We start from the raw sequence: 11,202 nt of genomic DNA, 5'->3' as shown, positions 1-11,202 counted from the left end.
CGGCCCCGGCGTCTGCGGCGGCGGGCCCCGCCCGCGCGCGCGAACGGGCGCGCGCGGCGCTCGCCGGCGCGCGCGGCATCCCCGTGGACGTTCGGAGGCTGGCCGACCACCTCGGGTTCCCCGTCCACGAGCGCCCGCTGCCGCCGGGAGAGCGCGGCACCATCGGACGGGACGGCGGCCGCATCGTGATCACGGTCTCGTCTCGCGGCGGCTACACCGACGCGGAGCAGCGCTGGATCATCGCGGAGGAGCTCGGCCACGCGGCACTCGGCCATCGGGCCCTCGTGGCCAGCAGCGCCCCGGGCGCTGCGCCGGCGATCCCCGAGCCGCTCCGGCGCGAGGAAGAACGCGAGGCGCGCGCCTTTGCCGCGGAGCTGCTGATGCCGGAGGGGAAGGTGCGCGGGCGCTTTGCAGCACTCGCGCCCCGCATCGAGCAGGCGGGCGGAATGCGCCGGCGGGAGACGGAGAGCGACGAGGTCGTCCGGCTGCTCGCGCGGATGTTCGGCGTCACGCCGACCGCGATGCGGCGGCGCCTCGAGGAGCTGTCGCTCGTCCGATAGCCCCGGGGCGACGCGGCCGCAAGGACGGGAAGCGGGACGGGCCGGGGCTGACGCCCCGGCCCGTCCCGTCGCTACGTCGTCGCTACGATGGAGCTCTGGTGGTCGTCCGGCTCACGCGGCGTGCAGCAGCCACTCCCATGCCACGTGCAGCGCCCGCAGCGCCGCTTCGAGCTGCGTGTCCTGGCCGCGCTCCATGTCCGCCACGCTCAGCGTCACCGGCACGTTGGGGACGATCCCGACGGCTTCCACGGCCGTGTTCTTCGGCGTCTGGATCCGCTCCACCGTCACCGACATGCCGCCCTCGGGCAGCGCCACGGTCACGGACCCGCCCAAGGCGCCGGCCGTCTTCTCGCCAACCAGAGTGCCGCGCTGGTAGTCTCGGAACGCCCCGGCGAGAATCTCCGAGGCCGACGCCGACTGCGCGTCGATCAGCACGACGAGCGGCGCCTTCTCGAGGAGCGTCGTCCCGCTCGTCCGCAGCACGCTCGGCTGTTGTCCGCGCTCCCGGATGCGGGCGAGCACCGTGCGCGGCGGGAGGAAGATGCCGGCCACGCTCGCGGCCTCGATGATCAGCCCGCCCGGATTGCCGCGGAGGTCCAGGATCGCGGACTTGACCGTCTGGTCGTGTTCGAGCCTGACGATCGCGTCACGCAAACTCCGGCCGGCGCCCTGCGAGAAGCCGAACACCTTCAGGTACGCGACGCCGGGGGACGCGAACCGCGCCTCGACCGGCGGCACGCGGATCGGCGCGCGGACGACCGACAGCGGGGTCGACTGCGACCCGCGCTGGATGACGAGCGAGGCCGTCGACCCGGATGGTCCGCGGATCATCTGGCTGGCGTCGATGACGTTGACGTTCTTGAGCGACTTGCCGTCGACCTCGACGATGCGGTCGAAGCGCCGGACCCCCGCGCTCGCGGCCGGAGAGCCGGGGAACACGTCTTCCACGAAGATCCACGCCGTCCCGGCCTGGTCCTTGCGCGAGACGATCGTCACGCCGATGCCGGTGAACCCGGGGTTGCCCGAGATCTGCCGCCGGCTCTCGCGCAGCGCGGCGGGATCGAGGAAGAACGTGTGGCTGTCGCGCAGGGACGCCAGCATGCCGGCCGTCGCCGTGTAGGCGAGCTCGGTCTCCGGCATCGCGCCGGCCTGCGCGGCCCGGGTGAACGCCGAGGACCACTGCGCGGCGGCGTCGGACGCGGACGTGTTCGCCGCGATGTCCGGCAGCGCGTCGGTGCCGAGGTTGGTCGCCTTGCGCAGCGTGGCGATGGCGGCGTTCAAGAGCGGGACCGGCTGCACCGGATCGACGTAATCCTCCTGCAAAACGCGGATCGCCGCGAGCACCAGCGAGCCGTCCGCGGCGGACGCATGTTGCGTCTGCGTGAACGGTGCCAGGAGCACCGCGGCGACCAGCAGCCCGGCAACCAACGACCGCAGCGGCGAAGCGTGGGGCGATGCCATAGACGTACTCCTCCCAAATTGGACGCGCGGCCGCACGAACCGGCCGATCGAATGTCCTGCAGCCACTTAATGGCTTGCCCATCTTACCATAGCGATAAACCGCGCCAGAAGTTCCGCGATTCCGGCGCGCCTGCGCCGTCCTAGAACGCCACCGCCTCGGGGCGGCTCTCGCCGCGAAAGCGGGTGATGGACAACGGGGTGAGGTCGAGCGTGGTCGCGCCGCCGTCGAGGATCTCTTCGGCCACCAGCCGTCCCGCGGCCGGCGCCTGCATGAACCCGTGGCCGCTGAACCCGGCCGCGACGATCAGTCCGTCGACGCCCGGCACCCGTCCCAGAATCGCGTGATGATCCGGCGTGAGGCTGCGCACCCCGGCGTAGGCGCGCGCGACCCGCGCCGCCGCCATCGCCGGGACGCGGCGCAGCGCGGCCGCGGCGACCGCGTCGAAACCGTCCCAATCAACCACCTCCTCCGTCCCCGGCCGCGTGTCCTTGTCGGTGCCGCCCATGTACAGGAAGCCGGCGCGGTCCTGGTGCACGTACCACCCCGTGTCGAGATCGACCGTGAGCGGCCGGCCGGTTCCGAGCGACGGCAGCGGCGTCATGACGAAGACCTGACGCCGGTAGGGGAACACCGGCACGTCGACGCCGGCCAGCGCCCCCACGCGCCGGGCGGCGACGCCGGCGGCGTTGACGGCGACCGGCGTCGCGTACGTCTCCACCGGCGTGCGGACCGCGCGGATCCGGCCGCCGTCGACCTCGACGGCCGTGACCTCTTCGCCGAGACGCACCTCGACGCCGAGATCGGCGCCGCGGCGGAGGTAGCCCTGGACCGCGCCGTACGGGTTGGCGGATCCGTCCGCGGGACAAAAGGTGCCGCCGCGCAGGTCGTCGGCGCGGACGGCGGGGTACAGGGCCGCCACGTCGGCCGGCGACACCCATCGCGAGGGCACGCCGAGCCGTTGTTGCAGCGCGAGGCCGGCGCGCAGGACGGGCTCGAGGCGCTCCGCGCCGGTCAGAAAGAGATAGCCGTGCCGCGCGAAATCGACCGGCGTCCCCATCTCCTCGTCGAACCGCTCGAACGCCGGCACGCTGAGCTGGACCAGGCGCACGTTGATCTCGGTCGAGAATTGCTGGCGGATGCCTCCCGTCGCCTTGGCCGTCTCGCCGGCGCCGGCCTGCGGCCCGCGCTCCAGCACGACGACGCGCAGCCGCGCGCGCCGGGCCAGGTGATACGCCGCCGACAGGCCGATGATGCCGGCTCCGACGACCACCACGTCGGCGGTCCGCATGGCCGGACTAGCGCGGCGGGTACTCCGGGGGTACGAGCGCGCCGTGGACCATCCGGATCAGCGAAATGATGTCGAACACGGGGAGTCCTGTCGCGTCGCGGATCGTCGCGGCGTACGGCGGCATGTTGGTGCATTCGAGCACGATCGCGCCGATTTCAGGATGACGCTCGAGCAGGTCGCGCGCGACCTCGACGTGCTCGCGCCGCGCTGCGCCGGGGTCCAGTTCGAGCTCATTGTCGAGCAGCACGGGCGTGAACGCGTGGCCCTTCTCCAGCCCGGCGACGACGACCGGGACTTCTTCCGTGATACCCATCTCGGCGAGGTGCCGCGGGCCGAGCGAGGCGCTGTCGACGGTGAGCACGCCGACGGCGCGATCGGGCCCCAGCATGCGCGCGACCATCGGCACGAGCATCAGCGCCGACGTAAACACAGGGATCCGCACGGCCTCCGCGAGCTGCCGCTGGAACATCGAGAGGAACCCGCAGCCCGTCGTCACGGCCAGCACGCCGGCGGCCTCGAGCGCGCGCGCGCCCTCGATGAACCCGTCGAGCAGCGCGGGATCCGCGTCCCGGACGACGCGGGCCGGAAAGGCCTGCTTTACCCGGTGGTACAGGACCGGAAAGGGAAACGTCCCGGCGTGGCCGATGTCGCCGGGGATGCGGGGGAAGACCGTGTCGAGCATTAAGATCCCGATCGGATAGCCGTAGATATTTCTTCCGCCGCGGACCATCGCCGGGCTACTTCGAAGAGCCGGATGAGATTCCTGCGAGCATCACCATGGCGAAGACCGCGCGGGACGCGGCGGGCTCCGCGTGCCCGCGCACCGCGCCGAAGCGGGTGAACCACCACGCGGTGCCCGTCCCAGTCTGCACCTCTTCCACGCCGTGGTGCGGGCGTCCGGTGCGGTGCGTCGCGAACAGCCTCGAGGCGGGCGCCCACACGCCGGCCGCGTCCGCGCCGAGCGCGAGCGCAGGCGGGAACCGTCGGCCGGAGGCCGCGCGCCATCGAAGCCGCAGCACCCCGTCGTCCGCGCGCCACAGCAGCGCGTAGCCCTGCCACAGGCCCGTCGACAGCCACTGCCGGGCCGCGAGGCGCAGCGGCGCGGCGAACCGCGCGGCGAGATCCCGCAGACCGTCCATCGTGAGGTCGGTCCGCAGCGCGCGCGGGCGGAACACCGCCATCGGCAGCAGCAGCTCGGCCGCCGCCACCTCGACGAGCGCGCGCCGCGCCTCGCCCACGATGCCCGGCGGCGCCAGCATCTCGGCGAGGCCCACCGCCACCGCCCCGTTCCACTGCGGCGTGTGCGGCGGCAGCCGCCGGTCGACGAGGAGCCGGGCCCCGCCTTGCGCGCCCGCCGGCCGCTCGAGCCGGACCGGGCCGCCGTCGAGGGCCGCGGTGACGATCGCCGCGACCCCGCACCCGGCGCCGTACCGCTCCGGCGCAAACGGCGGCCGCCGGATCCCCGACGCCCGCACGACGGCGCGCGCGCGGCTCCGGACCGCCTCGACCACATCCCGTGCCGCCGCGCCCCGGGCGGGCGCCCTGTGGGTCATCGCGCCCGTGGCTTCGCGCGCGGCCGGCGGGCTCCCTCGTCGCGGCGTAGGCCAACGGCGCCGGCGCGGTGAACCGTCGCTGTACGCCGTACTCGGAGGATCGGGATGCGCAGCGCGGTGGCGGGGTTCTGGCTGGGGGCGGTGTGCACCGCGGCGCTCTTCGCCGCGGCCGGCGGGACGGCGGTCACCGTGCGCGTCACGGCGACCGACACCGGCCACGCGCAACTCGAGCAGGAAGTCGACCAGAATCCGCTCGCGACGCTGCTCGCTCCCGCCGCGCCGCCCGTCGGCGCCCTCCATATAAGAAAGCGCAACTGGGGGATCATTACCACGTACGCGCAGACGCTCGCCGCCCCGGGGGCCCGGGCGGCCGGCGTCCCCGACGTCCGCGTGCTCCTCACCCTTCCGGGCGCCGTCACGGCGACCAACGCGGACGGCCGCGAGGGCCGCGCGCTCGTCTGGACCGGCCTGCCCGCCGCCGAACCGGCGTGGGCGGAGGCGCGCGCGATCAACTGGCCGGCCGCCGCCCTGGCGGCGGCCGCCGCGGCGGTGTCCCTGTGGGTGCGAGGAAAGGCCGGCTGATCCCCGCGAACGTATAGAGTGATGCAGCTGATCATCCGCCTCAGCGACCTCCTGTACGACGGCTTCGTCCTCGTACGGAACGCGCTCGTCTCGCTGTTCGGACCGCGGCCGGTGTTTGTGCTGCTGGAACTGGCCGGCCCGTACCCCGAGCACCGGGGACGGGATCCGTGGTGGGTGCGGCAGCCGCAGACGGTCGAGGACGTCCGGCGGCAGCTCGGCGTGATCCGCGCGGACCGGCGCGCGGCGGGCGTCGTGATCACGATCGGCGATCTGCCGGCCGGGCTCGCGTCGGTCCAGAGCCTGCGCCAGGCCTTGGCCGATTACCGGGCCCGCGGCGGCCGCATCGTCGCCTACCTCCCGCAGGCGACGACCCGCGGGTACTATCTCGCGAGCGTGGCCGAAACGATCGTCATGCCGGAGAGCGGCACGCTCGACCTCGGCGGCGCCGCGCTCGAAGTCACGTTCATCGGCGAGGCCCTGGGACGGGCCGGGGTCGTCGGGGAGTTCGAACAGATCGCCGAGTACAAGTCCGCGGTCGAACCCTTCACGCGCCGCGCCATGTCCGGGCCGATGCGCGAGCAGTTCAACGCGATCCTCGATTCCGTCTTCGACGACCTCGTCGCGGAGGTCGCATCGTCCCGCCGCCTCGAGGCCGCGGCGGTCCGGGGCGCGATCGATCGCGCGCCGCTGTCGGCCGCCGACGCGCAGCGCGCTGGCCTCGTCGACGCGATCCTGTACGACGACGAGCTGCCGGCGCACCTGGCCGCGGGGCGCCGGACGCCAATTATCGTGTCGTGGCGCCTGGCGCGCCGGCGGCTTCGCCGGCCCTTCCGGTGGCGGTTCCCCGGACGGGCCGTGGCGGTCGTCACGGTGCGGGGCCCGATCCAGATGGGCGAGAGCCGGCCGCAGCCGCCGATCGCCCTGCCGTTCCTCGGCGGGGAGACCAGCGGGCACGCCACCGTCATCCGCGCCATCCGCTCGGTGGAACGCAATCCGTTGTTCGGCGCGATCGTCCTGTCCATCGACTCCCCGGGCGGCTCGGCGCTGGCCTCGGACCTCATCTGGCGCGCCGTGGTGCGGGCCGGCCGGTCGAAGCCGGTGATTGCCTACTTCGCCAACGTCGCCGCCTCCGGCGGCTATTACGTCGCCGCCGGCGCCCACCGGATCGTGGCGCAGCCCGGGACGCTGACCGGGTCGATCGGCGTGATCTCGGGAAAGTTCAACGTCCGGCGGCTCGCCGCGCGCGCCGGCGTCCACCAGGAGATTCTCACCCGCGGCGAGGCGGCGGCGATGACGTCGCCGTTTCGCCCGTTTTCCCCGGAGGAGCGCCGCCGGCTGCGCGCGCAGGCCGACGAGATCTACGCGCGCTTCGTCGACCGCGTCGCCGAGGGCCGGCGCCTTTCGCGCGAGCAGGTGGAGGCGGTGGCGCGCGGCCGGGTGTGGACGGGGCGGCAGGCGCTCGCGCACCGGCTCGTCGACCGCCTCGGCGACTTCTACACCGCCCTCGACACGGCCAAGCAGTTGATGGGCCTCTCGCCGGCGCGCGTGGTGCCCGTGCTCATCGTCCGCGCGCCCCGCGCCGTGGCCGTCGGGCGCCGCGGCATGCTCGGCCGGCTGGAGCTGTTCGGAGAACGCGTGCTGGCGCTCATGCCGTGGGAGATCCGCCTCCGATGACGGCGTTCCGCGTCACCGTGCTGGCGAGCGGCAGCGCCGGCAACGCCGTCCTGGTCGAGTGCGGCGGCGAGCGGGTGCTCGTGGACGCGGGGCTGTCGCTGGACGCGCTGGAGCGCGCCCTGGGCCGCGTCGGCCTCACGCCCGCCGGCATCCGCGCCGCCGTGCTGACGCACGAGCACGACGATCACGCGCGCGGCGCGGGGGCGCTCAGCCGGACCTGCGGCGTACGCGTCTACGCGACGCGCGCGACGACGGCCGCCGCGGCCCCGACGCTCGCCGGGGCCGACGTGCACCCGTTCGCGGCCGGCGTGCCATTCGCGATCGGGCCGTTCGAAATTTCCGCGTTCCCCGTACCGCACGATGCCATCGAGCCGGTGGGCCTGGCGATCGCGGCCGCCGGCCGGCGAATCGTCGTCGCGACCGACCTCGGGGCCGCGGACGGTGTGCTGGACTCGCACCTGGCCCGCGCCGACCTCGCGGTCCTCGAGAGCAACTACGACCTCGGGCTGCTGCACGTGAGCGCGTACCCCTGGTTTCTGAAGAACCGCATTCTCGGCGGACGCGGCCACCTCAGCAACGACGAGGCGGCCAGGGCGCTGGCGCGCACGGCCCGGGAGGCGGCCGGCGCGGGACGGCGGCGCGGCGTGCTGCTGGTCCACCTCAGCGACACCAACAACTTGGCGCCGCTGGCGCGTGACACGGTCCGGGCCGCGCTGCAGGCCGCGGGCGCGGCGGCGGCGCCGCTGCTGGCCGTGCGGCCCAACGCCGGCGCGGCCCCGCTCGCGGTCGACTGGTGAGCAGGCACGCCGTGCGGACGATCACGATCACCGCGGGCAAGATCACGGCGACCGCGACCCTCGGCGCCGGCCGCACCGCCGACGCGATCTGGAACGCGCTCCCGCTCGAAGCGCGCGCCAGCACGTGGGGTGACGAGATCTACTTCTCGATCCCCGTGACCTGCGACCCCGAGTCGCCGCGGGAGGTCGTGGAGATGGGCGATCTCGGGTATTGGCCGCCGGGCAGCGCCTTCTGCATCTTCTTCGGTCCGACGCCGGCCAGCCGGGACCGCGAAATCCGGCCGGCGAGCCCCGTCAACGTCTTCGGCCGCATCCAGGGCGACGCGACGGTCTTCAAGGCGGTGCGGTCCGGCACCACCGTCACGATCGGGCGCGCGGGGTGACGCCGCTCCGCGTCGACGGCCGCGTGTTTCGCGTCGCGGAGACGGCCGGGTTGCGCCGCGCGGCCGCCGCGATGCTGGCGCGCGCGATCGACGCGGCCGACGCGTACGGGGCGACGGCCCGGGCGCTCGCGCGCGCGGGCGACACGATCACGATCGGCGGCCGCGCGTATCCGCTTCGCCCCAACGCCCGCATCGTCGTGGTGGGCGCCGGCAAGGCGGCCGCGTCCATGGCGCGGGCGGCGGAAGACGCCCTCGGCGACCGGCTCAGCGCCGGTCTCGTGACCACCGCGCGCGGACAGCCCGCCGCGGGCGGCGGGGGCCGCCTGTCCCGGATCGCGGTCCGCGAGGCCGCGCACCCGGTGCCCGATGCGGCGGGACAGGCCGCGGCCCGCGAGATGGTCGCCCTCGCCGGCGGGCTCGGGCCGGACGACCTGCTGCTGTGCCTGCTGTCCGGCGGCGGCTCGGCGCTGCTGCCGCTACCGCGCGACGGCATCTCGCTCGAGGACATGGCGGCGGCCACCGACCTCCTGCTGCGGTCCGGCGCGACGATCGTCGAGATCAATACCGTCCGGCGCCATCTCTCCGCGATCGCGGGCGGTCAACTGGCGCGGGCCGCCGCGCCGGCGCGCGTCGCCACGCTTGCGATCTCGGACGTCGTCGGGTCGCCGCCCGACGCGATCGCGTCGGGCCCGACCGTGCCGGACCCCTCGACCTACGCGGACGCCCTCGCCGTGCTGGACCGGTACGACCTGACCGCGACGGTCCCGGCGCCGGTGCGGCGGGCGCTCGAGCAAGGAAGGGACGGCGCCCTTCCCGAGACGCCCAAACCCGGGGATCCCGCCTTCCACGACACCGCGATGACGGTCGTGGCCGACAACCTGACCGCCTCGCGCGCCGCCGCGGTCGCGGCGCGCGAGGCGGGGTTCCACACCCTTCTCCTGTCGACGTACGTCGAAGGCGAAGCACGCCACGTCGGAGGAGTCCTCGCCGGCATCGCCAGACAGATCACGGCCACGGACGAGCCGGCGCCGCGGCCCGCCTGCGTCGTCTGCGCCGGCGAGACCACCGTCACCGTCACCGGCCTGGGCCGCGGCGGCCGCAACCAGGAACTGGCGCTCGCGGCGGCCGCCGCCCTCGACGGCGTCCCGCACGTGCTGGTCGTCGGCTTCGCCACGGACGGCCGGGACGGTCCGACCGACGCCGCGGGAGCCGCCGTCGACGGCACGACGTTCGCGCGGGCGAGGGACGCGGGGTTCGATCCGGTGCGCCACCTCCGCGCGCACGACGCCTACCCGCTGCTCGACGCCGTGGGGGATCTCATCCGCACGGGACCGACCGGCACCAACGTCGCCGATCTCGTCCTCGTCCTGTGCGGGCGGGAGAGGGAATAGTTCGCGCGGCCCTGAATCGGCCGTGCCATGGCCACCCCCGCCGATCGCGCCCACACGCGGCGCGCCGGTCCCGATGCCGTCTACGATCGTGCCCGCGCCGCCGGCGTGCGCCTCGTCCGCGTCGCGTACTGTGACAACGCCAACCTGATCCGGGCCAAAGCCGCGCCGCTCGACGGGCTCGAAGGCATCCTCAAACACGGCGTCGGCTTCACCGCGGCCCAACAGGCGCTCTCGATCCTCGGGGACACGCCGCTGCCCGCGAGCGGCCTGAGTCCCGTGGGCGAAGTGTGGCTCGTGCCGGATCCCGACACGTTCACGGTCCTTCCTTACAATCCGGGCGCCGCGATGATGCTCGGCGACTTCCAGACGGCGGCCGGAGAGCCGTGGGCGCACGATCCGCGGGCGTGTCTCCGGCGCGCCGCCGACGCCGCCGCGGCGGACGGGTTCGACGTGCAGGCCGCGTTCGAGCCGGAGTTCTACCTGCTGCGGCGGACACCGGCCGGCGACGAGCCGGTCGACCGGACCAATTTCGCGATGACGATCGCGCACGACGCCGCGCACGAGGTGCTGCGGGACCTCGTGGAGACGCTCGACGCGATGGGCCTCGACGTCGCTCTGGTGTATCCCGAGTCGGGGCCCGGGCAGTTCGAGGTCTCGATCCGGCACGCGGGGGCGCTCGCCGCGGCCGACCGGCACATCCTGCTGCGGGAAGGTGTGCGGGGCGTGGCAGGCCGCCACGGCCTCGCGGCGTCGTTCGCGCCGGAACCCTTCGCGGAGAGCGCCGGCAGCGGCTGCCACCTGCACATGAGCCTGTGGCGGGGGGAGGAGAACCTGTTCTACGACGAGCGCGACCGGCTGCATCTCTCGCCGGCCGCCTATGCGTGGATCGGCGGCGTGCTCGCGCACCTGCCGGCGCTGTGCGCGCTCGTCGCGCCGAGCGTCAACTCGTACGGACGGCTCCGGCCCCGCTCGTGGGCGGGGGCGTTCGCGTGCTACGGACCGGAAAACCGCGAGGCCGCGATTCGAGTGATCACGCCGCGGCGCGGCCCGGCGTCGTGCAATGTCGAGTTGAAGACGTGCGACGGCAGCGCGAACCCGTACCTGGCGCTCGCCGGGGTGATCGCGGCGGGCCTCGACGGCATCCGCCGGACGCTTGCGCCGGGCGAGCCGGTCGAGACCGATCCGGCGTCCCTGCCCGAGCCGGAGCGCCGGGCGCGCGGCGTCGGGCCGCTTCCGGCGACGCTCGGGGAGGCCGCCGACGCGCTCGAGCGCGACACGGTCGTCCAGGAGATCCTGGGCGCGCCGCTCACGCGATCGTTTCTCGCGGTCCGCCGCGGCGAATGGGAGGCCCTGCGGGACGTGGGACCGGCCGGCGTCGCGCGGCGCCACCTGTTCATCTACTAGCGGCCGGCGAGAGGAGCCGCGCCGTGCCGCCGTCGCCCCGCTCCACGCCGCCGCCCCCGGCGTTCGCCGACATTCCGCTGTTCGACCACCACGCCCACTCGCTGCGGC

The 11,202-nt window shown here is 74.5% G+C and carries 11 protein-coding genes; 7 read left to right on the top strand and 4 right to left on the bottom strand.

Features of this window, described 5'->3' with window-relative positions:
- On the top strand, positions 1–560 hold a 560-nt coding region (locus VGZ23_11440), incomplete at its 5' end, for an ImmA/IrrE family metallo-endopeptidase (GenBank protein ID HEV2358206.1).
- 111 nt (positions 561–671) lie between these two features.
- Here VGZ23_11440 and VGZ23_11435 read toward each other — a convergent pair.
- The 4 genes from VGZ23_11435 to VGZ23_11420 all read right to left on the bottom strand — a co-directional run bounded on the left by VGZ23_11435 (position 672) and on the right by VGZ23_11420 (position 4,863).
- The gene (locus VGZ23_11435; protein HEV2358205.1) at positions 672–2,021 is read right to left on the bottom strand and encodes a S41 family peptidase; all 1,350 of its coding nucleotides are present in this window, start codon (positions 2,019–2,021) and stop codon (positions 672–674) included.
- 140 nt (positions 2,022–2,161) lie between these two features.
- Complete coding sequence (locus tag VGZ23_11430) at positions 2,162–3,295, bottom strand: FAD-dependent oxidoreductase (protein HEV2358204.1); 1,134 nt, start codon at positions 3,293–3,295, stop codon at positions 2,162–2,164.
- A 22-nt stretch (positions 3,296–3,317) separates the two neighbouring features.
- Positions 3,318–4,040 (bottom strand): aspartate/glutamate racemase family protein, encoded by a 723-nt coding sequence (locus VGZ23_11425; GenBank protein HEV2358203.1) that lies wholly within the window; start codon positions 4,038–4,040, stop codon positions 3,318–3,320.
- Between the two features lie 7 nt (positions 4,041–4,047).
- A complete protein-coding gene (locus VGZ23_11420) occupies positions 4,048–4,863 on the bottom strand; it encodes a hypothetical protein (protein HEV2358202.1) in 816 nt (271 codons plus the stop codon).
- A gap of 105 nt (positions 4,864–4,968) precedes the next feature.
- Between VGZ23_11420 and VGZ23_11415 the strand changes: the two genes are divergently transcribed.
- Genes VGZ23_11415 through VGZ23_11390 form a run of 6 tightly spaced genes read left to right on the top strand, consistent with a single transcriptional unit; the run spans position 4,969 to position 11,094 of the window.
- Positions 4,969–5,445, top strand: a complete 477-nt coding sequence (locus VGZ23_11415; GenBank protein ID HEV2358201.1) for a hypothetical protein — start codon at positions 4,969–4,971, stop codon at positions 5,443–5,445.
- Between the two features lie 21 nt (positions 5,446–5,466).
- Positions 5,467–7,119, top strand: coding sequence for a signal peptide peptidase SppA (gene sppA, locus VGZ23_11410; GenBank protein ID HEV2358200.1), 1,653 nt, complete (start codon positions 5,467–5,469; stop codon positions 7,117–7,119).
- The gene (locus VGZ23_11405; protein HEV2358199.1) at positions 7,116–7,916 is read left to right on the top strand and encodes an MBL fold metallo-hydrolase; all 801 of its coding nucleotides are present in this window, start codon (positions 7,116–7,118) and stop codon (positions 7,914–7,916) included. Before sppA ends, VGZ23_11405 begins: the two co-directional genes overlap by 4 nt.
- Positions 7,913–8,299, top strand: a complete 387-nt coding sequence (locus VGZ23_11400) for a cyclophilin-like fold protein (protein ID HEV2358198.1) — start codon at positions 7,913–7,915, stop codon at positions 8,297–8,299. Before VGZ23_11405 ends, VGZ23_11400 begins: the two co-directional genes overlap by 4 nt.
- On the top strand, positions 8,296–9,690 hold the full coding sequence (locus VGZ23_11395) for a DUF4147 domain-containing protein (protein ID HEV2358197.1): 1,395 nt from the start codon (positions 8,296–8,298) through the stop codon (positions 9,688–9,690). The genes VGZ23_11400 and VGZ23_11395 overlap by 4 nt, the downstream gene beginning before the upstream one ends.
- Before the next feature lie 27 nt (positions 9,691–9,717).
- On the top strand, positions 9,718–11,094 hold the full coding sequence (locus VGZ23_11390) for a glutamine synthetase family protein (GenBank protein HEV2358196.1): 1,377 nt from the start codon (positions 9,718–9,720) through the stop codon (positions 11,092–11,094).
- The last annotated feature ends 108 nt before the right edge of the window (positions 11,095–11,202 follow it).

The sequence above is a fragment of the bacterium genome, assembly GCA_035945995.1.
Taxonomy (GTDB): domain Bacteria; phylum Sysuimicrobiota; class Sysuimicrobiia; order Sysuimicrobiales; family Segetimicrobiaceae; genus DASSJF01.
This window is presented reverse-complemented; position numbering and strand designations above follow the sequence as displayed.